The following is a 21273-nucleotide window of genomic DNA, read 5'->3' on the forward strand; positions in this document are numbered from 1 at the left end:
GGATCGCCAATGTTTACGGGAAGTATTGTTGCACTCGTTACGCCGATGGATGACAAAGGTAATGTCTGCCGTGCGAGTTTGAGAAAACTGATTGATTACCATGTCGCCAGCGGTACGGCGGCGATCGTTTCCGTCGGCACCACCGGCGAGTCTGCCACGCTGAGCCATGACGAACATGGTGATGTCGTGCTGCAAACCCTGGAACTGGCGGATGGGCGTATTCCCGTGATTGCCGGAACCGGTGCGAATGCCACCGCTGAAGGCATCTCTCTAACCAAACGCTTTGAAAATTCTGGCGTTATTGGCTGCCTCACCGTCACGCCTTACTATAACCGCCCCACGCAGGAAGGCCTGTTTCAGCACTTTAAAGCGATTGCCGACAGTACCAGCCTGCCACAAATGCTGTATAACGTACCTTCGCGCACCGGCTGTGATATGTTGCCGGAAACCGTTGCCCGCCTCGCCGAAATCAAAAATATTATCGGAATCAAAGAGGCAACGGGGAACTTATCCCGTGTCAGCCAGATCCAAGAGCTGGTTAATGATGAGTTCATCCTGGTGAGCGGCGACGATGCCAGCGCACTGGACTTTATGCAACTGGGCGGCAAAGGCGTCATTTCGGTGACGGCTAACATAGCAGCACGCGAAATGGCCGAGCTGTGCAGGCTCGCACAGCAGGGTAATTTCGTTGAAGCTCGCCGTCTCAATCAGCGTCTGATGCACCTGCACCAGACGCTTTTCTGTGAACCTAATCCAATCCCGGTTAAATGGGCGGCAAAACAGCTAGGATTAATCGCTAATGACACGCTGCGTCTGCCAATGACACCACTGACTGCGGTTGCACAGCCGAAAGTGGAGCAGGCGCTGGTGAAAGCGGGTTTGCGATAATTTAGGGAGTTTGAATGAATTACTCAGTAAAGCGGTCAATGATTGCAACAGTGGTGGGGCTTTCCACCCTGATGCTATTGTCGGCCTGTTCGAACGATCAGCGTTACAAACGCCAGGTCAGCGGTGATGAGTCCTACCTGCAGGCCAGTGGTCTGCGGGAGCTGAAGGCACCGTCGGGCATGATTCTGCCTGTCCAGAACGGGGAATACGATATTCCGCCTTCAACCAGCAAAGCACCGGTTGGCAAGCAGCTGGATATTCGTCCACCAGCCCAGCCTCTGGCTCTGATGAACGGCTCACGCGCCCAGTTCAGTAATAACACTGGTGTGCTGATGTTTGATAACAGCCGCGGATCGATTTGGTCGCAGGTTGTGGGTGTCGTCCAGTCTAATAACTTCCCGATCGCTTCCCGTAATGACGCCGGACAACAGCTGACCACCGACTGGGTACAGTGGAACCGTGCAGACGAAGATAAGCAGTACCGTGGTCGTTACCAAATCAGCGTTCAGTCGCAGAGTTATCAGCAGGTCCTGACCGTCCGTCTGCTGGAGCTGCAGCAGGAAGGCAACAGCGTGACCTCGCCAGTGCAGATTCAGCGTTATACCGCGCAGATGCTGAACGACATCGCCGCAGGGATGGACAAGATCGCCACCGCGAATGAAAACGCTGCCGCCGGCCGCGTCAGTGGTGCGATTGATGTGCAAAGCGGTGCCGACGACACCGGCCTGCCTATGCTGGTGTTACGCACGCCGTTCAATGTTGCCTGGCAGCGTCTGCCTGCGGCCATGAGCCGTGTAGGAATGGACGTCACCGACAGCACGCGCTCAACCGGCAGCATGAAAGTGACCTACAAAGCGCCGGGCAGCAGCACCTGGGACAGCGTGGGCGCCAAAGATCCTGAGTTGCCAAACGGCGATTACAAGGTTCAGGTTGGCGACCTCGACAACCGTACCAGTCTGCAATTTATTGATCCTAAAGGCCATGTGCTGACGCAGGCGCAAAACGACGCGCTCGTGGCAGTGTTCCAGGCCGCAATGAACAAATAAAAAATTACCCCAGGCCGGAGATTCTCCGGCCTTTTTATTTCGTTTTTTGGCATAATAGCGCGAGACGAGGTAATCGATTGCGTCACGGCAATCAACGCAAAATGCCTGCCTCAGAACCGGATCTTTCATGTTTGGAGTTAAATAAGATGCAAAAGCGAGCTGAGTTGTATCGCGGTAAAGCGAAAACCGTATACAGCACCGATAACCCGGATCTGCTGATACTTGAATTCCGCAACGATACATCAGCAGGCGACGGCGCCCGCATTGAGCAGTTTGATCGCAAGGGCATGGTGAATAACAAGTTCAACCATTTCATCATGACGAAGCTGCAGGAAGCGGGCATCCCGACACAGATGGAAGCCCTGCTGTCAGATAACGAAGCGCTGGTGAAAAAGCTGGACATGGTCCCGGTCGAGTGCGTAATCCGTAACCGTGCGGCCGGTTCGCTGGTGAAGCGTCTTGGCGTCGAAGAAGGGATTGTGCTGAACCCGCCGCTGTTCGACCTGTTCCTGAAGGACGATGCTAAACACGATCCGATGGTTAACGAATCTTACTGCGAAACCTTTGGTTGGGTCAGCAAAGAGAATCTGGCCCGTATGCGTGAGCTGACCTATAAAGCCAACGACGTACTGAGCAACCTGTTTGATAAGGCTGGTTTGATTCTGGTGGACTTCAAGCTGGAGTTTGGCCTGTTCAACGGCGAAGTGGTACTGGGGGACGAATTCTCACCCGATGGTGCGCGCCTGTGGGACAAAGAAACCCTGGATAAAATGGACAAAGACCGTTTCCGTCAGAGCCTGGGTGGCCTGATTGAAGCCTATGAAGCGGTAGCCCGTCGCCTGGGCGTCAAACTTGACTGAGTAACGCTCAGCAGGTCACGAAAAGGAGAGCGCAGGCTCTCCTTTTTCATTTTGGTGTAAAGCTGGTGATTGCGCCGTCACGCATCTAAAATCATGCCATCTGAGTTAATACGCCACAGGGAGCAAAAACCATGCGCTGGCAAGGACGTCGCGAAAGCGACAATGTCGAAGATCGCCGTAATCAGTCATCCGGTAACCGGGGAGGACGCATTCCTCTGCCACGCGGCAAGGCGGGCATTATCATGCTGATTCTGGTCGCGGTGGCGGGTTATTACGGTTATGACCTGACCCCGTTGCTGACCGGGGGCGAGGTGACATCGGGCAACCAACAGCAGCAGCGCACCGCCAACCCGAATCAGGATGAGGCGGCAAAGTTTACGTCGGTCATGCTGGCGACAACCGAAGACACCTGGGACAAGTTGTTCAAACAGATGAACAAACAGTATACGCCGCCGAAGCTGGTGATGTATCGCGGCGCTACGCGCACCGGCTGCGGCACCGGACAGTCTGTTATGGGGCCCTTTTACTGCCCGGCAGACCAGACTGTTTATATCGATCTGTCATTCTATGACGAAATGAAAAACAAGCTTGGGGCAGGCGGCGATTTTGCCCAGGGCTATGTCATTGCGCATGAAGTCGGCCACCATGTGCAGAAGTTGCTGGGCATTGAACCCCGGGTACGTCAGATGCAGCAGGGGGCCAGCCAGACTCAGATTAATCAACTGTCCGTGAAAATGGAGCTTCAGGCCGACTGCTTTGCGGGCGTCTGGGGCCACTATATGGAACAGGAAAAAATCCTCGAAGTGGGGGATTTACAGGAAGCGTTAAACGCAGCCGAAGCCATTGGTGACGATCGTCTGCAGCAGAAAACCCAGGGCCGGGTTGTGCCGGACAGCTTTACGCATGGTACGTCCGCGCAGCGGTATACCTGGTTCAAACGCGGATTCGACAGCGGTAACCCTGGCCAGTGCGACACCTTTGCTCTTAAAGGATGAACCTGAAAGCAGCGACCTGTGCCATGCAGGCCGCCGGTATACGGCGGCTGGCCGTGATCGGCGGCGAAGCCGACTGGTGCCGGGACACCGCGCTCTCATGGAGCCAGACGCTGGAAGGCGACTGGCTGTGGCTGAGCGATAACCCACCGGAAACCGGCACGCACTGCGCCCCGACCGCATTTCGTACGCTGCTGGGGCGTGAATTCCATCATGCCGTGTTTGATGCCCGCCAGGGGTTCCATGCCGAGGCGCTGGCGGCGCTGGCCGGAACGCTGACGGCCGGTAGCTGGCTGCTTCTGTTAGTGCCCCCCTGGGCGCGCTGGGCGCAGCAGCCCGATGCGGACAGCCTGCGCTGGGCTGATGTCAGCGAGCCGATTGCCACGCCCCATTTTGTCCATCACCTGCAACGCCTGACGGAAGACGATCAGCAGGCGCTGTTGCATCAGCAGCCGCAGCCGCTCGCGCTGCCCAACTGGTCGTCTCGGCCGGCCTGGCACTGTCAGGCCGCGAGTCAGCAGCAAAGCATTCTGCAAGAGCTGACTCATTTTTCTGCTGGCGTGGCGGTCATCACCGCCGCGCGCGGCAGAGGCAAATCGGCGCTCGCAGGCATGCTGGCGCGACAGAATACGCGCTGCCTGGTAACCGCACCGGCAAAAATTACCACCACAGTGTTAGCCTCTTTCGCCGGAGAACATTATCGGTTTATGGCACCGGATGCGATTCTGGCGCTGCCCGACCAGCCCGAGTTTGACTGGCTCATCGTGGATGAAGCCGCGGCCATTCCCGCTCCGCTGCTCCATGCGCTGGTAGCACGTTTCCCGCGCGTGTTGCTGGTAACGACCATTCAGGGTTACGAAGGCAGCGGCCGTGGCTTTATGCTCAAGTTCTGCGCTGAGCTGCAGCAGGTGCGCTACTTTACGCTGGACGAACCGTTACGCTGGGCTCGCCACGATCCCCTGGAACACTGGCTCAACCGGGCTCTGCTGTTTGAGGATGCCGCTGAAACCCCGTCCCTGGAGGAGCGTGCGCCCCGGCGAGCAGATGCGTCTGATTTCGCCGCCCAGCAGGCGGCTTACCAACTGCTGACCAGTGCGCATTACCGCACCTCACCGCTGGATCTGCGTCGCCTGTTGGATGCGCCAGGCATGCATCTGTGGCTGGCGGGCGAGGTTCCGGCGCTACAGGGCGCGCTATGGTTGGTAGAAGAGGGCGGGCTGACGGATGAACTGGCGCAAGCGGTATGGGCGGGCCACAGGCGGCCTCGCGGTAATCTGGTGGCGCAGTCGCTGGCCGCGCACGCCGGGCTGACGGAAGCCGCCACGCTGCGCGCCTTGCGAATTAGCCGGATTGCCATTGCCGCACCTGCGCGCCGCCGGGGAATCGGCCAGCAACTGGTGGCCGCCGCCTGCGCGGATGCCGCCGGATATGATTACCTCTCGGTCAGCTTTGGCTACACTGAACCTCTCTGGGCTTTCTGGCAAGCCTGTGGCTTTACGCTGGCGCGAATTGGCAGTCAGCGAGAAGCCAGCAGCGGTTGTTATGCGGCGATGGCCGTGCTGGGGCTGACGACGGCCGGCAAAGCGCTGCAGCAGAAGGCGGAGGGAAGCCTGGCCCGTGACTGGCCGCTGCTCAGACCGCACATTCCGCTGGACCTGCCGCTACCGGCAGCCTGTGACCACGCGTTTACCCGGCGCGATGCCTGGCTGGCCGCCGGTTTTGCCTGGGCGCAACGCCCGCTGGAAGCAAGCCTGGCGGTACTTCAGCGGCTGGTTGGCATCAGCCAGCAGCCTTTGCCGCTCCTGCGACAGGCGGTGAACGCTGACACCAGCCTGGCTGAACTGGCTCAGTCTGCCCGGCTCAACGGACGCAAGATGCTGATTACGGCCTTACGCGCTGAAGCCGCCGCTGCGCTACTGGCGTTACCCGGCAGAGAAGGCGAAGCGTTGCGTGAGCAATTGCAATAAATCCACCAAGACATTCAAATATTCCCACTATCATCCTGCGCCCGGGGGCGTAGAGTAGTCGCAGGAGGTCGATATGACACTGAAATATGTAATTGTTCAGCAGCCCACTCAGGCTGCCCAGCTGTTTCTGCTTTATCATGCCGTGGGGGACAATCCCGACGCGATGGGCCAAATTGGCAGCTGGTTTGCTAAAACGTTTCCGGCGGCGCTGGTGGTGTCGGTGGGATCGCCGGGGCCGGGCGGTCAATGGTTTAACGAAGCCGGCCTGCATGATAAAAGCGAGCAGGCCTGTGTAGACAGCAGCATGCCGCAGTTTGTCGAGTCGGTGCGTCACTGGCAGCAGAAAAGCGGGGTGCGTCCCGAAGCCACGGCACTGGTGGGGTTTTCGCAGGGGGCCAGCATGGTGCTGGAAGGCATCAAAGCCCACGACGATCTGGCTGGCCGGGCGGTTGCCTTTAGCGGTCGCTTTGTGACGCTACCGGAAAAGGCCAGCACGCGGACTACCGTGCATCTGATCCATGGTGATTATGATGACCATATCCCGCTGATGCAGGCGCAACAGGCGGAACAGCGTTTAACCGCGCTGGGCGGTGATGTCACGCTGAATATCGTAGAGGATTTGGCGCATGCCATCGATCAGCGCAGCATGGATTTTGCGCTGCATCATTTGCAGTATACCGTGCCGAAACGTTACTTCGATGAAGCCTCAGGCGGGGCAAAACCTGGCGATGACGATGTCATTATGATGATGTAACCGCGCGCCCTCGCGATGGCGGGGGCGCATGACCGTTATTTTTTCTTCGGCCAGTGGTCGTCCTCGTCCCACTTGTCGTTGAAATCACGATGAGGCGGGAGATCGGGTTTGTTATCCATAAATTTTTTATGATCGATGCGTTTCAGATCTTTATAGACGTTCATTAACACGCCCACCATCAGCAGGATCACCAGGATCCACCAGTAATCTTTAATAAACTCCATAGGCCCGCTCCTTCCCTCGCTGTCAGGCGATCAATTGTTCCATGATGCGTTGATACATCCGACTCAGCATTTGTAAGTCTGATGCTTTCACGCATTCGTTAATTTTGTGAATCGTGGCATTCACCGGACCCAGTTCCACCACCTGCGAGCCCATACGAGCGATAAAACGTCCGTCAGAGGTTCCACCAGAAGTCTGCAACTGCGGCTTAATTTCATTATAGTGCGTAACGGCGTTGACCACGGCATCAACCAGCTTGCCGCGTGAGGTCAGGAATGGCTGGCCGGAAAGCTTCCACTCAATGGTGTAACGCAACTGATGGCGGTCCAGCAGTTCTGCGACACGCTGCTGAATCAGGGTATCGGTGAGTTCCGTACTGAAACGGAAGTTGAACTGCACAAACAGCTCGCCGGGGATGACGTTGTTACTGCCGGTTCCCGCCTGAATGTTGGCGATCTGCATGCTGGTGGCCGGGAAAAAGGCGTTACCCTGATCCCATTCCGTGGCGACCAGCTCGTTAAGCGCCGGCAGAGCACGGTGCACGGGATTATCCGCCAGTTGCGGATAGGCTACATGGCCCTGTACGCCATGCACGGTCAGGTTCGCGGTGATGGAGCCACGACGACCATTTTTCACGACGTCACCCACGACTTCGTTGCTGGAAGGTTCTCCGACCAGGCAATAATCCAGACGCTCGTTACGCGCCATGAGGCGCTCAACCACTTTTACCGTTCCGTTCGCGCCGCTGGCTTCTTCGTCAGACGTAATTAAAAAGGCCAGACGCCCCTTGTGATGAGGATGAACGGCGACAAACCGCTCGGCGGCAACAACCATGGCGGCCAGCGATCCTTTCATATCTGCTGCACCGCGCCCAAACAGCATGCCGTCGCGGATGGTGGGTTCAAACGGGGGATTAATCCAGCGGCTGGCATCGCCCGGGGGAACAATATCGGTGTGGCCGGCAAACGCCAGGGTTTCGCCTTCGCCGCGCGTGGCCCAGAAATTCAGCGTGTCGTTGATGTTCATGGTTTCGATGTGGAAACCTATCGCTTCCAGGCGTGCGATCAGCAGCGCCTGACATCCGGCGTCATCGGGGCTGAGAGAAGGGCGACGAATAAGCTGCTGCGTCAGCTCAATGACCGGACAAAACATATTATGACTTCTCCTGAAGACGATTCTGGTAAAGAGATTCGCTGAAGCCCAGCAGCAGCGAGCCGTCGGGTGCGCGCAGGACAGGGCGCTTGATGATAGCAGGCTGGGCCAGCATCAGCGCTTTTGCACTGGCGGCATCGGTGACGGCCTCGCGCTCTGCCTCGGGTAGCTTACGCCAGGTCGTGCCGCGCGTGTTGAGCAGATCCTGATAGCCCAGTACGTCGATAAACTGCTGCAGCTGGTCACCGGTCAGGCCGTCAGCACGATAATCATGGAAGCGATAGTCCACGCCCGCCGCCTCTAAACAGCGACGTGCTTTTTTAATCGTGTCGCAATTTTTAATCCCAAACATGACCCACTGCGCGCTCATCGCCTGCTCCTGTCATTAAAATTAGCTCTGGAGTTTACCATAGTGTGATCTGATGCAGCATCCGCCCGATCGCGCCTGTATCGAAAAATACCCTGCACAGAGGCGTTTCCCGTCGGGGGTAAACGGTTTCAGTTTTGCCTCTAATGATTTCGCGGTTTATCATTTCGGAATTAAGAATTTCCTTAATTGTGATTTTTAGGCTACGTCCTGGTCAAAACCGCATTAAAACCTGTCAGCTTAGGCCCTTGCTGAAGTGTGCGTCAGCCAGCAAATCAGAAAATACTCAGCTTTTTGTCGCCTTTGCCGATAGTAATGACAGGTGTAAACGTATTCACCAGGCGAAAAAAAAGGCGTAATATTGCCACTACAATAAGAGAGGGTTCTATGATTGACACCGAAATGGGGAACTGGAAAGAATTCATCGAAGCGATGTTACGCAACAAGTAACACGTGAGGAGAAAAGCAGGGCACTTTCCCCTCTGCTGTAATTCTGACCACACACACGAATAAAACGGCCGCTGCGAACAGAGGCCGTTTTTTTTGCCTGATTGAGGCGCCGTCAGGAAAGCGGGTTAATCAGTCCCGATGCTTCTCTTTCAGGGGAAAGCGGCGACGCACCAGCACAAAGAACAGCGGCACAAACAGAATGGCCAGAATCGTGGCAGAAATCATCCCGCCCATCACGCCCGTTCCCACAGAATGCTGACTGCCGGAGCCTGCGCCGCTGCTGATCGCCATCGGCAGCACACCGAAGATAAAGGCCAGCGACGTCATCAGGATCGGCCGCAGGCGCTGGCGTGACGCCGCCAGCGTCGACTCAATCAGTTCACCTCCCTTACTGTTAAGCTCGTTAGCAAACTCGACAATCAGGATGGCGTTCTTGGCCGAAAGCCCGACCACGGTCAGCAAGCCCACCTGGAAATAGACGTCGTTCTCCAGCCCGCGCGTCCAGGTGGCAATCAGCGCACCGATCACGCCAAGCGGGACGACCAGCATGACAGAGAACGGGATCGACCAGCTTTCATACAGAGCTGCCAGGCAGAGGAAGACAACCAGCAGTGAAACCACGTACAGCGCGGGTGCCTGAGAGCCCGATAACCGCTCCTGATAGGATGCTCCCGTCCACTGGAAACCCACGCCAAGCGGCAGGGATTCGACCAGTTTCTCCATTTCATTCATCGCTGTACCGCTACTCACGCCCTCTGCGGCTTCCCCCACGATTTCCAGGGAGGAGTAGCCGTTATAGCGTTCCAGACGCGGTGAACCGGTTTGCCAGCGGCTGGTGGCAAATGCCGAGAAGGGCACCATGGTGCCACTGCTGTTACGCACGTACCATTTATCGATATCGCCGGGCAGCATGCGATAGGGCGCATCAGCCTGTACATACACTTTTTTTACCCGTCCACGATCCAAAAAGTCGTTCACGTAGCTTGAGCCCCAGGCAGTGGCTAGCGTGTCGTTAATGGTATCCAGTGATACGCCCAGCGCCTGGGCTTTGCGCTCATCAATATCAATTTGCAACTGCGGGCTGTCATCAAGGCCGTTATGACGGACACGGGACAGGAGCTTATCTTTGCTGGCCTTGTCGAGCAGCATGTCGCGCATCGCCATGAGCTTGTCATGCCCGATGCCGCCATGATCCTGTATTTCCAGGTCAAAGCCCGATGAGCTGCCCAGACCGGTAATCGCCGGCGGACTGCTCGCAATGACCGTGGCCTCATTGATGTGTTTGAACGCTTTTCCGGCGCGCTTAATGATGGCGAACGACGTGCGATCGGCCCCGGGTCTGTCACCCCAGTCTTTCAAACGAATAAACAGACGCGCGACGTTCTGCCCGTTCCCGCCAGGGCCGGAACCGATCGTTGAGAAGACCGACAGCACGTTATCTTTCTCTTTCGTCAGGTAGTACTTTTCCACTTTTGCCACTACCGCCGAGGTCTGATTCATGCTGGAACCGGCGGGAAGCTGGACCTGGGTCAAAATCATGCCCCGATCTTCCTGGGGCAGAAAAGACGAAGGCAGATGAAGAAACAGGAACGCCATGATGCCAATAATCCCCACATACAACAGCAGCCAGCGGCCGCCCGTGCGCAGAATGTGGGCGACACCACGCTGATAGCGGTCGGCGTTGCGGTTGAAATGGTGGTTAAACCAGCGAAAGAAGCCGCGCTCGCCGTGATGTTCCCCTTTGGCGATGGGCTTAAGCAGCGTGGCACACAGGGCGGGTGTCAGGATCATCGCGACCAACACCGACAGGATCATGGCGGAGACAATAGTCACCGAAAACTGGCGGTAGATTGCCCCGACGGTGCCACCAAAAAAGGCCATAGGAATAAATACGGCGGAGAGTACCAGCGCAATTCCGACCAGTGCCCCCTGGATTTGCCCCATCGATTTGCGGGTGGCAGCGCGCGGCGAGATCCCTTCCTCGCTCATAATACGTTCAACGTTCTCCACGACCACAATCGCATCGTCCACGAGCAGGCCTATCGCCAGCACCATAGCGAACATGGTCAGGGTGTTGATGCTGTAGCCGAAGGCAAAGATCACACAAAAGGTGCCAAGCAGCACGACGGGCACCGCGATGGTAGGGATTAACGTGGCCCGGAAGTTCTGCATAAACAGATACATCACGCCAAATACCAGCAGAATAGCTTCCAGCAGGGTTTTGACCACGTCGGTGATAGAGGCTTTAACAAAGGGCGTGGTTTCATACGCGATTTTCGCTTCCAGCCCGTGCGGAAAATAGTGTGATAATTCATCCAGCCGCGCCCGCACCAGTTTATCGGTGTTCATCTCGTTGGCACCGGAGGCCAGTTTTATGCCCAGGCCGGAGGCGGACTGGCCATTATAGCGGCTGAGGGAATCGTATTTTTCAGCGCCGAGCGCCACCGTTGCGACATCACCTAGCGTCACCACGGAGCCATCGGGATTATTCTTCAGGGTAATCGCTTTAAACTGGTCGGGGGTTTGCAGCATCGCCTGCGCGTTCACCGTGGCGTTCAGCGCCTGATTATTGACGGCCGGTAGCCCGCCCACCTGGCCCACTGCAACCTGGGTATTCTGGGATTTGATCGCATTGACCACATCATCGGTGGTCAGGGCATAGGCGGTTAGCTTGTAGGGATCGAGCCAGATGCGCATAGCATATTGCGTACCGTAGGCATCCACTTCACCCACCCCATCAATACGGCTTAAGGGCTCCTGAATATTACTGGCGACATAATCAGCAATATCTTGTTTGTTCATGCTGCCGTCAGTTGAGACAAACGCCACCATCAAAATGTTACTGTCGCCGGTTTTATTGACGGTCACCCCTTGTGACTGCACCGGTTGAGGTAACTGGCGCAGGGCCGACTGCAACTGATTCTGAACCTGCTGACGGGCTTCATCAGGATTGGTACCCGCGGTAAAGGTGAGGGTGATTTGCGCCTGGCCGGTATTACTGCTGTTGGAGGACATATACATCAGGTTATCGATACCGGTCATGTTCTGTTCGATAACCTGGGTGACGGTATTTTCCAGCGTTTGCGCTGAGGCGCCGGGATAAGTGGCGGTAATACGCACGTTGGGCGGGGCGAGATCGGGATATTGCTCAACAGGAAGTGAAATAATGGCGAGCGTGCCGCAAAGACACAATAAAATAGCCAAAACCCAGGCGAAAATTGGGCGGTCGATAAAGAAATTCGACATTGAACCGACACTCCTCACTGCTTTTATTATTAATATGAGCGATGCGGCGCGTGACGCACAGAAAAATCCACGCAAACCACGCACGGGTAGGACTGTACTTTACGTGCGAGGCGGGTTTGAAAAGTGGAGAAATTGTAGAGAATGTGTAAGTTTGCGCGTTTTTTATCAACTGTTTCGGCGCTCAATCCACATAATTGTTGCAGCAACGCGTGAACGTACATCAAGTTTGCGCAGGACATTACGAATGTGGACCTTCACCGTTTCTTCCGAGATATGAAGTGCATGAGCCACGTCTTTATTAGACAAGCCCCGCGCCACTTCCTGCATCACGCCGCGTTCGCGTTCGGTCAGCAAGCGGAAGGGATCGTCACTGTTATGTCGCATGGACAGAGCGTGCCTTACCGCATCGCTAAACACCGTCTCACCCTGTAGGGCCTGCATGATCTGGCGCAACAAGATTTCGGGTTCGCTGTCTTTGAGTAAATAGCCGTCCGCTCCTGCATCCACCAGGGCGTAAATGTCGCTGCGCGCGTCAGAGACCGTCAGCACCAGAATACGTGAGCTGATGCCTTCATGACGAAGCGCTTTTAACGTATCCAGCCCTGACATCCCTTTCATGTTGAGATCGAGCAGGATGATATCCGGTGTCAGACGGCGGGCTTCCGCCAGCGCTTCAGTCCCGTTACTGGCTTCAGCGATGACCTGCAACTGCGGCTCCAGCGCCAGTAGCTGGCGGATGCCCCGGCGCATAAGGGGATGATCGTCCACGATCATAATGGTTAAAGCAGGTTGTGCCATGTTAGCTCCCTGTGCACTGGATGTCAGACGGCGGTACGGGCAGTACGAACGATCGGCTTTCCAGACCGTTCCAGAATGGTGATGCGCAGAATGTTGATTGTAATGGTTAATTCTGCCTTCAGGTGTTGATCTGCCACATCTTGTATGATCTCAGGATGTTATTAAAATACACAATGGCGGGCAACAGCACTACTCACGCGGCAGCGCCGGACGCGATGGAAAACGCAGTGTGACACGTGTTCCGCGTGGTTGTGCCGTAATCTGTAAGGATCCGGCTAGCCGTTCAGCCCGCTCCGTCATGGTCGTCAGCCCGTAATGCCCCTGCGGTTCCTCTGTCGTGCCGATCCCAATACCATCATCCGTCACGCTCAGTATATGTTCGCCTTCATCTGTGTGCTGATAGTCGAGGGTAATCATCTGTGCATTTGCATGGCGAATGGCGTTAAGCAGCGCCTCGCGGGCAATCTGGAGTACGTGTACCTGCTGTTGAGCATCCAGCGCCTCAAGCCCTGGCTGGCAGGTGAAATGGATGTCGGCCTCAGACTGCTTCTGCAAGGGGGCGATCATTGCGTGCAGTGCGGCCATCAGATCGGATTTTTCAATCGTTAAACGGAAGGTGGCAAGCAACTCACGGAGCTGACGGTAAGCTTCGGCCAGCGCAAGATCGAATTCGGCAATAATGTCATGTGCTGCCCTATCGCGCGCATCGACAGTGCGCCGCAGCAGCGTCAGTTGAATACGCAGGTAGGTCAGTGCCTGAGCCAGCGAATCATGCAGCTCGCGTGCAATGGTGGCGCGCTCTTCAATTAATAGCATCTGCTGCTGCTGTTTTTGGGTCTGCCAGATCCAGACTGACCGGGCCAGCATTGCCGCCAGGCTCTGCATTAATGCTGCAGGCGGCGTCGTAACGGTCGTTTGCCAGTGCAGGGTGCCAATAGGGTGATCGCCCTGCTGCAAGGGTAACTGATGCCAGGCCTGAGAAGGGGCGATTTGCCCGGACTCAAAGGTAAACTGCTCGCCTTCCAGGCGGATAAACGCAAGCTTTTCTCTGGCAAGCACGCTGGCTAACACGCTGTCGAACAGAGCCGGATGCAGGGGGCCGCGCGCTAAAATCTGAGAGCTCTGATAGAGCAGCGAAAGCGTGCGGTTTGCCTGGGTCAGATCCCGGGTTTTATCGCGGACCCGCTGCTCCAGGAGCTGATAGTGCGCGTGCAACTGGGCGGCCATGCTGCTGAAGGTGTGTGACAGCACCTTAAGTTCATTCTGCTGCTGGACGTGCAGAGGCGGGAACGCAAAATTGCCCTTTTCCACATAACGACTGGCGGTGACCAGCGCGTTCAGCGGCTTAACGACCTGCTGACGGGTAAAGCGTATCGTCATCAACGCCAGCGCCACGATCGCCACCAGGCCCGTCAGGCTACTGATCGCCACCACCCGCATTTTCAGTTCAGCATAACGCTGCAGTTCCAGGACAAAGCGATCGATTTCCCCCACGTAGACGGGCATTTGAAGCTGCCAGGCTTCTGCTGCATCGGCATCAAGATGCTGAGCTAACTCCGGCCAGCCCGCGCGCAAACGTTGATAGTGGTTAATAACTTTATGTGGCACCCAGGGGCGGTCGAGGCCTTGTAAAACGGGGGCATCAAGCGTGTGCTGGAACTGCGCAAGATGCGCTACCAGCAGGCGAGGCTCCAGCCTGGCATCCCAGGCCAGCCGGTAACTCTGCATCCGTAGCGAACCGGCCAGATTAATGGCTTCCGCGTCACGCAGGCTGCTGGAAAGGGTGAGCAGAGCCAGACCGGTTGTCAGCAAAGCCAGCAACACAATCAGCGTTAAAGACTGCGCAATACTTCGGGTAACAGAGCGTTTAACAATCACAACAAATAACCCCTTCAGTAACAGGGAAGGATAAAAGAGGTGGCAGAGGACGCCAGGTGACCTGTCATGAAATAGCCCGAAATGAGACCGTTCAGCAGCTTTACTCACCCGGATTGACGTTTCCCAGGAATCCCGACGTCAGACCGACCATTACTCGCACAGCTTTACAACTCACAAAGGTTGGCTTGCATTGTCTCGCCAATAATCAATAACGTGTTTAACCACAGCGACCAACGCGAGTACAGGAGTATTTATGAAACGATTACCTGCTTACCTCACCGCCGCCCTGTTGGCCACTGCGTCATTTTCTACCTTGGCCGCCACGGCGGTGGACCAACGCGAGGCACAGGATCTGCAAAAAATCGGCAGCGTCTCTGTTTCCAGCGTAAATGGTTCACTTGACGATGTGACTCGCCAGCTTTCACAACAGGCGAAAGCCGAAGGCGCCAGCCACTTCCGGGTCATCGGTGTGAACACGCCGGGTGATTCCAGCCTCTGGACCGGCACCGCAGAGATTTACCGCTAAACCCTCTCTATTCCATCCCTGTAGTGTTTACCGGCCAGCCAATGGCCGGTTTTTTTGTGATCTCAGAAAAATTTTTTACAAATCGTCCCGCATATCCCCTCGGTATATTTTGCTTCGATGTTACATAACGGTTAGGATTCATCGCCGTAAATTCCCGCGCCGCTTTCCGTAAACTCACAGGCGGACGCACAGAGGAAGACAACCCATTTCGCAGTGCTGAACGCAATCGTTTGGATGCGCTATGACTTATGGTCAGGACAAACAGGAAGGCTATGAAATCTACAAAGAAATCCGCAGCGGACATGCGCGCTGCGAAACGACGCTGGCTCAATTCCCACGACTCCGGCTATAAGAAGGCCATGGGCAATCGTCACGTGCAGATGATTGCCATCGGGGGAGCCATCGGTACGGGGCTGTTTCTGGGCGCAGGCGCCCGTTTACAGGCGGCAGGTCCGGCCCTCGCCATCATCTATCTGGTCTGCGGTATCTTCTCATTCTTCATCCTGCGCGCACTGGGCGAACTGGTTTTACACCGTCCCAGCAGCGGAAGCTTTGTCTCCTATGCTCGTGAGTTCATGGGCGAGAAAGCCTCTTATGTGGCAGGCTGGATGTACTTTGTTAACTGGGCTATGACCGGGATTGTGGATATCACTGCCGTTGCGCTTTATATGCATTACTGGGGCGCGTTTGGTGATGTGCCGCAGTGGGTATTTGCGTTAGGGGCGCTGGCGATTGTCGGTACCATGAACATGATCGGCGTAAAGTGGTTCGCCGAAATGGAGTTTTGGTTCGCGCTGGTCAAAGTGCTGGCGATTGTCATTTTCCTGGTTGTCGGTGTCGTGTTCCTCGGCACGGGCAAACCGCTCGATGGAAATGCAACCGGCTTCCACCTGATCACGGATAACGGCGGCTTGTTCCCGCACGGCCTGTTGCCGGCGCTGGTGCTGGTGCAGGGCGTCGTATTTGCCTTCGCCTCGATTGAACTGGTCGGTACGGCAGCAGGCGAGTGTAAAGATCCGGAAACCATGTTGCCGAAGGCGATCAACAGCGTTATCTGGCGTATTGGTTTGTTCTATGTCGGTTCCGTGGTGCTGTTAGTGATGTTGTTGCCGTGGAATGCCTACCAGGCTGGGCAAAGTCCGTTTGTGACCTTCTTCTCTAAGCTGGGCGTGCCTTACATTGGCAGCATTATGAATATTGTGGTGCTGAGTGCGGCGTTATCCAGCCTGAACTCCGGTCTCTACTCGACCGGCCGTATTCTGCGCTCAATGTCGATGGGCGGTTCCGCACCGAAGTTCATGTCTAAAATGAGCAGCCAGCAGGTGCCCTATGCCGGGATTCTGGTGACCGTCGGCGTCTATATCATCGGCGTGGTGCTTAACTACTATGTGCCGTCTCAGGTATTTGAGATCGTATTAAACGTGGCGTCACTCGGCATTATCTCTTCCTGGGGCTTTATCGTGCTTTGCCAGCTACGCCTGCGTAAAGCGATCAAAGAAGGCAAGGCAGACGACGTCAGCTTCAAGCTGCCAGGCGCGCCTTTTACCTCATGGCTGACGCTGCTGTTCCTGTTCAGCGTGCTGGTATTGATGGCGTTCGACTATCCAAACGGCACCTATACTATCGCCTCCATTCCGTTGATTGCGGTGATTCTGGTACTGGGCTGGTTTGGCGTGCGTAAGCGTGTGAACGCCATTGCAGCGACCGAACACGATCATCACGAGCACGACGGTAAATCGTCGTAACCGAGACGTTTCGCATAGAATGCCAGCCAGCGTGCTGGCATTTTTTTTGCCTGTGAGGATGGACGATGACGTGCGCAAGGCCCGTAATTCAGATAGTTTTCTTTTAACGTACGTCCTATTATCTCAGGCTCCCTTTCTGTCGCTGCGGAGCGTCCATGTCCTTCAAGATCAACATCATCAAAGATAAGCTGCTGTCAGAGAACTGGTTTGTCCTGCGTAATATCACTTATGAGATTACCGACAACCGGGGCGAACTCGTGCGTCACAAGCGTGAAGTTTACGACCGCGGCAACGGTGCCACCATTCTGCTGTATAACCGTGACAAGAACAGCGTGGTACTGACGCGCCAGTTCCGCATTGCCACCTACGTTAACGGTAATGAAGACGGTATGTTGATTGAAGCCTGTGCAGGCTTGCTGGATGATGACTCGCCTGAAGACTGCATTCGCAAAGAGGCCATTGAAGAAACCGGCTATGCGGTGGGCGAGGTGGAAACCCTCTATTCGGTTTACATGTCGCCGGGCGGCGTGACCGAGCTGGTGCATTTCTTTGCGGCTGAATATCACGACGCGCTGCGGGAAAATGCGGGCGGCGGTGTAGAGGATGAAGCCATCGACGTGCTGGAAATCACGTTTCCTGAGGCCATGCAGTGGGTGAAAGCGGGGCGCATCCGCGATGGCAAAACCATTATGTTATTGCAGCATGCGCTTATTGCAGGCTGGCTCACGCTCTGATGGAGTACAGAGCAGACGCGCCACCAGGCGCCTCTGCCTGAATGTTACGCGCAGGCCAGCACGCTCTCGGCCACGCATTCCGGGTGCGACTGCAGGCGCGCCAGTGCATCGGCATAAGCGGGCATAGCATGAGCGGCTCCCTGTCGTTCAACGCACAGGGAGGCAAACGCTGCGGCGAACAGTGCAGCCTGTTCCAGAGAAACGCCGGCGGCCAGCCGGGCAGCCAGCGCACCGTTAAAGGCATCGCCCGCGCCGGTTGTATCAAGCGGCGTGGCGGGAAACACCGGAATATGCAGCAGCTGTTGCCCGTCAGACAGTAAGGCGCCCGCCGTACCCAGGGTAATAATTACCTGACGTGCGCCCTTGCGGTGCAGCACAAGGGCGGCCTGCCGGGCGCTGGCGAGGTCCGTGACCTTCACGCCGGTCAGCAGCATGGCTTCGGTGCTGTTGGGCGTCAGCAGATCGACCTTTGCCAGCAGAGCGTCACTGATTTTTTGAAACGGTGCCGGATTAAGGATGACAAAGGTATTTGCCGCCCGGGCATGATCGATCATGCGCTGAATCGCGCTCAGATTATTTTCCAGCTGTACCAGCAAAATATCCGCCGCGGCAACGGTCGGCCTGCAGCGCGTCACTTCCGCTGCGCTGACGGTGAGATTCGCCCCAGGATAAACAGAAATCATATTCTCAGCGTCATTACCGGCCACGTAAATCAACGCATTGCCGGTGGGTTTCTCTTTGCAGGTGAACAGCGTAATGGCATCAAAGCCGGTTTTTTCCAGATGCCGGCGGGCAAATATGCCGAAGTCGTCGTTGCCCACTTTGCCGATGTAGTGCACCCGGGCGCCCGCACGAAGCGCGGCGGTGGCCTGATTCGCGCCTTTGCCGCCGGGCCCCATCATGCTGTGCTGGGCAATTAACGATTCACCCGGTAGCGGAAAGCGGGCCATGCCTGCCACGATATCCAGGTTGAAGGAACCGAACACGCACACTTTGCCTTTCATTTTTCCCCTCCAAAACAGCGCTCGGCGGCCAGACAGGCACCGCGACAGCCCGTGTGATCGGTCGCATGGCTGAAAACGATTTTTAAACCCTGGCGCGTAACGGGCGGTCGCAGATATTGCTGAATGGCGCTGCGCAACTGCACCAAGGGAAAATCCGCCATCGACAGTACGCCCCCGCCCAGAATCAGGTACTCGGGATCCAGAATGTTCATTTCGCTGGCGATCAGCTGTGCCAGCCGCTGCACAAACGCCCGCAGATCAGGGTGATCGCCATGCCGGGTAAAGAGTTGCGAAATCCCCGTATCCGGCTGTTGTGCTGCCGCCCAGGTGCTGAGCCAGTGACCGGATATCAAGGTTTCGGCACAGCCCCGGTTGCCGCACGGGCAGGGCAGGTCGTTGTTCGCCAGCGGAATATGGCCCAGCTCGCCTGAGCCGCCATGATGACCATGATAAAAGCGGCCTTCCAGCCACAGGCTGTTACCCAGACCGGTGCCGGGATATAACCCCACGGCATTATTGGGTAACGTCTCCAGCTGCAGCAGATCCCACAGCATCAGGTGGTTCACATCTTTATCCATGGCAACCGGAACGCCAAGGCGCGCGCTGAGCCGTGCCACGACGGGTTGTTGATCCAGCGCCTGAATAAAGGGCAGCGAGATCACCTGCTGGCGGTCACGGCTGAGAATGCCGGGCAGGCCAAGCATCACCCCGCTTACCGGCTGCGCCTCCAGCGTTTCGCAAATCAGATCGCCAAGCGCGACCAGCGCATCCGCCTGTTGCGACCAACAGGCGGTCGGCACTTTACGGAAGCCGCACCAGTTCCGGCCTTCTTCCATCAGCTGCAAACGGGTACTGGTGCCGCCAATATCAATGCCAAGCCAGCGTGATTTCATGCAGACTCCTGCGCCAGTCCCTGCGCGGCATCAATACTGTCGCGCATCATTGTCCAGGCGGTGGAGAGATCGTCATGCAGGTTGAACAGGCCCGAGGTGCCGACAATCAGCACTTCCGCTCCGGCTTCCAGCAGGGTGCGATAAGTGCGTTGATTACAGGAGCCATCGATCTCAATCAAATAGTGGTAGCCGTGGGCGCGTTTTAACGCACTGAGTGCCCGAATCTTCTCCACCATTTCCGGTATGAAGGGTTGCCCGGCATAACCCGGATCCACCGTCATCACCGTGATCTTATCCAGCAGATGCAGGTAATGATGAATAAAGGACACCGGCGTGGCGGGGTTCAATACCACGCCCGGTTTTTTCCCCAAACTGCGAATCAGGTTGATCACCCGGAAGGCATCCCGATTGATCGTCTCTGCGTGCGGGCAAATATAGTCCGCTCCGGCGTTGGCGACTGCCTCAATAAAATCGGTGGGCTGCTCAACCATCAAATGCACATCGATAGCCACTGGCGTGTGCGGGCGAATTTGCTCAATAAAGAACGGTGAGAGCGTGATATTTTTGACGTAGTGACCATCCATGATATCAACATGCAGGAAGTCAGCGCGGGTGTTCAGCACAGCCAACTGCTGCTTGATCTCCATCAGGTTCATACACATCAACGACGGGGAGATTTGAATTCGCATCATACTTCCTTTTTCTCAGTCAGAGGATTCAGTACCGCACTCAGGCGCTTGCTGCGCTTCATGGCACGGCGTTCATTGAGTCGGGCTTTACCCTGTTTCACGGCCAGCACCACAATCAGCACTGCGCCCCACATCGCCAGGCTGACGTGCTGGCTGATATTCATCAGGTTGAAGCCAGTTGAGAGGATCTGCAGGGCAATCAGCGCCAGCACGACGCCGGTCACACGGCCAAAACCGCCGTTGGGATCGGTGCCGCCAAGAATAATGGCCAGCACGGTCAGCAGCAGGTACGCATCGCCATAGCCCATACGCGCAGAGTTAAATCGCGCCATCATCACGAGCCCCGCCAGCACGCATAGCAGGCTGGAAATCACATACACCAGCACGATCATGCGATGCGTATTAATTCCGCTAAACCAGGTGGCATTAATGTTGCTACCGCCCATATAGATGCACTTACCTGCACGGGTTTTCCCCAGGAACACCGCCAGCAGCGCTGCGGCCACGAAAAAGACCCACAGCGGCAGAGGAATGCCCAGCAGCGTGTCGGCGCCCAGTGCGCGCACCACCGGCGGCATGCCGCTCACCGCGGCGCCTTTTGTCAGCCAGATGCCGATGCCGTTGAGGGTAATCATGGTGGCCAGGGTCACCAGAATGGGATGGGCACCGATGCGGGTTACCATCACGCCGGTGATCAGGCCAATCAGTGCAGCAATCAACATGGCACCGAGCACCGCCAGCAGCAGCCAGGCCAGCTGCTGACCGGTTCCCGCCCCGTCTGGCAACATGCCGAGTAGCACCCAGGCGATGAACAGGCTGGTCAGGTTGGCGGTGGTAATAATCGCCAGGTTTAATCCGCCACTCAGAATGGCAATAAACATCGCCAGGGTGAGCAAGCCCAGTTCAGGCAGTTGAAAGGCCATGCTGAGAAAGGTGGAATCGGTAAAAAAACGGCCGGGCAGCAGGATGCTGAACAGCGCCATCGCAAACGCGATGAGCAGCAGCAGGCCGGTATTGGTACCGTCAGGTTTCAACGCAGATAAAAGTTTCATGTGTGCTTCT

The 21273-nt window shown here is 56.4% G+C and carries 20 protein-coding genes; 10 read left to right on the plus strand and 10 right to left on the minus strand.

All coding sequences use genetic code 11. The annotated features are described in order from the left end of the window. The first annotated feature begins 9 nt into the window (after positions 1-9). From dapA to ypfH, 6 genes are all read left to right on the plus strand, one after another. Positions 10-888 carry a 4-hydroxy-tetrahydrodipicolinate synthase gene (dapA, locus tag PAGR_RS06260; RefSeq protein ID WP_014594282.1) on the plus strand — a complete coding sequence of 293 codons (879 nt, stop codon included), beginning with the start codon at positions 10-12 and terminating at the stop codon, positions 886-888. Between the two features lie 14 nt (positions 889-902). Next, positions 903-1934, plus strand: coding sequence for an outer membrane protein assembly factor BamC (bamC, locus tag PAGR_RS06265; RefSeq protein ID WP_014605295.1), 1032 nt, complete (start codon positions 903-905; stop codon positions 1932-1934). A gap of 146 nt (positions 1935-2080) precedes the next feature. Next, a complete protein-coding gene (gene purC, locus PAGR_RS06270; RefSeq protein ID WP_014605296.1) occupies positions 2081-2794 on the plus strand; it encodes a phosphoribosylaminoimidazolesuccinocarboxamide synthase in 714 nt (237 codons plus the stop codon). A gap of 131 nt (positions 2795-2925) precedes the next feature. Further along, a complete protein-coding gene (ypfJ, locus tag PAGR_RS06275; RefSeq protein WP_014594278.1) occupies positions 2926-3789 on the plus strand; it encodes a KPN_02809 family neutral zinc metallopeptidase in 864 nt (287 codons plus the stop codon). After that, positions 3786-5753: a tRNA(Met) cytidine acetyltransferase TmcA gene (locus PAGR_RS06280; RefSeq protein WP_014605297.1), complete on the plus strand. Its 1968-nt coding sequence runs from the start codon at positions 3786-3788 to the stop codon at positions 5751-5753. Before ypfJ ends, PAGR_RS06280 begins: the two co-directional genes overlap by 4 nt. A 73-nt stretch (positions 5754-5826) precedes the next feature. Continuing rightward, positions 5827-6507 carry an esterase gene (gene ypfH / locus PAGR_RS06285; RefSeq protein ID WP_014605298.1) on the plus strand — a complete coding sequence of 227 codons (681 nt, stop codon included), beginning with the start codon at positions 5827-5829 and terminating at the stop codon, positions 6505-6507. 35 nt (positions 6508-6542) lie between these two features. Here the strand turns inward: ypfH and PAGR_RS06290 are convergent, their stop codons facing one another. From PAGR_RS06290 to PAGR_RS06300, 3 genes are read right to left on the minus strand one after another with little or no spacing between them, the layout of a single operon-like run. Continuing rightward, a complete protein-coding gene (locus tag PAGR_RS06290; RefSeq protein ID WP_014605299.1) occupies positions 6543-6731 on the minus strand; it encodes a YpfN family protein in 189 nt (62 codons plus the stop codon). 22 nt (positions 6732-6753) lie between these two features. After that, positions 6754-7881 (minus strand): succinyl-diaminopimelate desuccinylase, encoded by a 1128-nt coding sequence (dapE, locus tag PAGR_RS06295; RefSeq protein WP_013026676.1) that lies wholly within the window; start codon positions 7879-7881, stop codon positions 6754-6756. A gap of 1 nt (position 7882) precedes the next feature. Continuing rightward, the gene (locus tag PAGR_RS06300) at positions 7883-8251 is read right to left on the minus strand and encodes an ArsC family reductase (protein WP_014605300.1); all 369 of its coding nucleotides are present in this window, start codon (positions 8249-8251) and stop codon (positions 7883-7885) included. 384 nt (positions 8252-8635) lie between these two features. Between PAGR_RS06300 and ypfM the strand changes: the two genes are divergently transcribed. Then, the gene (gene ypfM / locus PAGR_RS24345; RefSeq protein ID WP_139015967.1) at positions 8636-8698 is read left to right on the plus strand and encodes a protein YpfM; all 63 of its coding nucleotides are present in this window, start codon (positions 8636-8638) and stop codon (positions 8696-8698) included. A gap of 129 nt (positions 8699-8827) precedes the next feature. Here ypfM and acrD read toward each other — a convergent pair whose 3' ends face one another. The 3 genes from acrD to narQ all read right to left on the minus strand — a co-directional run bounded on the left by acrD (position 8828) and on the right by narQ (position 14620). Further along, complete coding sequence (gene acrD / locus PAGR_RS06305) at positions 8828-11944, minus strand: multidrug efflux RND transporter permease AcrD (RefSeq protein ID WP_014605301.1); 3117 nt, start codon at positions 11942-11944, stop codon at positions 8828-8830. A 165-nt stretch (positions 11945-12109) separates the two neighbouring features. After that, the gene (locus tag PAGR_RS06310) at positions 12110-12742 is read right to left on the minus strand and encodes a response regulator (protein ID WP_013026673.1); all 633 of its coding nucleotides are present in this window, start codon (positions 12740-12742) and stop codon (positions 12110-12112) included. A gap of 189 nt (positions 12743-12931) precedes the next feature. After that, positions 12932-14620 (minus strand): nitrate/nitrite two-component system sensor histidine kinase NarQ, encoded by a 1689-nt coding sequence (narQ, locus tag PAGR_RS06315; protein ID WP_014605302.1) that lies wholly within the window; start codon positions 14618-14620, stop codon positions 12932-12934. Between the two features lie 253 nt (positions 14621-14873). Between narQ and PAGR_RS06320 the strand changes: the two genes are divergently transcribed. From PAGR_RS06320 to nudK, 3 genes are all read left to right on the plus strand, one after another. Beyond that, entirely contained in the window at positions 14874-15146 is a 273-nt protein-coding gene (locus PAGR_RS06320) for a YdgH/BhsA/McbA family protein (protein WP_013026671.1), read from the plus strand. A 272-nt stretch (positions 15147-15418) separates the two neighbouring features. Next, positions 15419-16891 (plus strand): L-asparagine permease, encoded by a 1473-nt coding sequence (gene ansP / locus PAGR_RS06325; protein ID WP_014605303.1) that lies wholly within the window; start codon positions 15419-15421, stop codon positions 16889-16891. A gap of 155 nt (positions 16892-17046) precedes the next feature. Further along, positions 17047-17625 carry a GDP-mannose pyrophosphatase NudK gene (gene nudK / locus PAGR_RS06330; protein WP_013026669.1) on the plus strand — a complete coding sequence of 193 codons (579 nt, stop codon included), beginning with the start codon at positions 17047-17049 and terminating at the stop codon, positions 17623-17625. Positions 17626-17669: 44 nt separating this feature from the next. Here nudK and PAGR_RS06335 read toward each other — a convergent pair whose 3' ends face one another. The 4 genes from PAGR_RS06335 to PAGR_RS06350 are packed head-to-tail and all read right to left on the minus strand — an operon-like array spanning position 17670 to position 21263. Next, positions 17670-18629 carry a ribokinase gene (locus tag PAGR_RS06335; RefSeq protein WP_013026668.1) on the minus strand — a complete coding sequence of 320 codons (960 nt, stop codon included), beginning with the start codon at positions 18627-18629 and terminating at the stop codon, positions 17670-17672. Then, positions 18626-19522, minus strand: a complete 897-nt coding sequence (gene alsK / locus PAGR_RS06340) for an allose kinase (RefSeq protein WP_013026667.1) — start codon at positions 19520-19522, stop codon at positions 18626-18628. The genes PAGR_RS06335 and alsK overlap by 4 nt, the downstream gene beginning before the upstream one ends. Next, entirely contained in the window at positions 19519-20211 is a 693-nt protein-coding gene (alsE, locus tag PAGR_RS06345; RefSeq protein ID WP_014605304.1) for a D-allulose 6-phosphate 3-epimerase, read from the minus strand. The genes alsK and alsE overlap by 4 nt, the downstream gene beginning before the upstream one ends. Further along, positions 20211-21263 carry an ABC transporter permease gene (locus tag PAGR_RS06350; protein ID WP_014605305.1) on the minus strand — a complete coding sequence of 351 codons (1053 nt, stop codon included), beginning with the start codon at positions 21261-21263 and terminating at the stop codon, positions 20211-20213. The genes alsE and PAGR_RS06350 overlap by 1 nt, the downstream gene beginning before the upstream one ends. Positions 21264-21273 lie beyond the last annotated feature (10 nt).

It is taken from the genome of Pantoea ananatis PA13 (assembly GCF_000233595.1).
GTDB lineage: Bacteria > Pseudomonadota > Gammaproteobacteria > Enterobacterales > Enterobacteriaceae > Pantoea > Pantoea ananatis.

Coding starts and splice junctions, on each gene's coding strand:
- dapA (WP_014594282.1), top strand. CDS start 10: ATGTTTACGGGAAGTATTGTTGCACTCGTTACGCCGATGGATGACAAA.
- bamC (WP_014605295.1), top strand. CDS start 903: ATGAATTACTCAGTAAAGCGGTCAATGATTGCAACAGTGGTGGGGCTT.
- purC (WP_014605296.1), top strand. CDS start 2,081: ATGCAAAAGCGAGCTGAGTTGTATCGCGGTAAAGCGAAAACCGTATAC.
- ypfJ (WP_014594278.1), top strand. CDS start 2,926: ATGCGCTGGCAAGGACGTCGCGAAAGCGACAATGTCGAAGATCGCCGT.
- PAGR_RS06280 (WP_014605297.1), top strand. CDS start 3,786: ATGAACCTGAAAGCAGCGACCTGTGCCATGCAGGCCGCCGGTATACGG.
- ypfH (WP_014605298.1), top strand. CDS start 5,827: ATGACACTGAAATATGTAATTGTTCAGCAGCCCACTCAGGCTGCCCAG.
- PAGR_RS06290 (WP_014605299.1), bottom strand. CDS start 6,731: ATGGAGTTTATTAAAGATTACTGGTGGATCCTGGTGATCCTGCTGATG.
- dapE (WP_013026676.1), bottom strand. CDS start 7,881: ATGTTTTGTCCGGTCATTGAGCTGACGCAGCAGCTTATTCGTCGCCCT.
- PAGR_RS06300 (WP_014605300.1), bottom strand. CDS start 8,251: ATGAGCGCGCAGTGGGTCATGTTTGGGATTAAAAATTGCGACACGATT.
- acrD (WP_014605301.1), bottom strand. CDS start 11,944: ATGTCGAATTTCTTTATCGACCGCCCAATTTTCGCCTGGGTTTTGGCT.
- PAGR_RS06310 (WP_013026673.1), bottom strand. CDS start 12,742: ATGGCACAACCTGCTTTAACCATTATGATCGTGGACGATCATCCCCTT.
- PAGR_RS06320 (WP_013026671.1), top strand. CDS start 14,874: ATGAAACGATTACCTGCTTACCTCACCGCCGCCCTGTTGGCCACTGCG.
- ansP (WP_014605303.1), top strand. CDS start 15,419: ATGAAATCTACAAAGAAATCCGCAGCGGACATGCGCGCTGCGAAACGA.
- nudK (WP_013026669.1), top strand. CDS start 17,047: ATGTCCTTCAAGATCAACATCATCAAAGATAAGCTGCTGTCAGAGAAC.
- PAGR_RS06335 (WP_013026668.1), bottom strand. CDS start 18,629: ATGAAAGGCAAAGTGTGCGTGTTCGGTTCCTTCAACCTGGATATCGTG.
- alsK (WP_013026667.1), bottom strand. CDS start 19,522: ATGAAATCACGCTGGCTTGGCATTGATATTGGCGGCACCAGTACCCGT.
- alsE (WP_014605304.1), bottom strand. CDS start 20,211: ATGCGAATTCAAATCTCCCCGTCGTTGATGTGTATGAACCTGATGGAG.
- PAGR_RS06350 (WP_014605305.1), bottom strand. CDS start 21,263: ATGAAACTTTTATCTGCGTTGAAACCTGACGGTACCAATACCGGCCTG.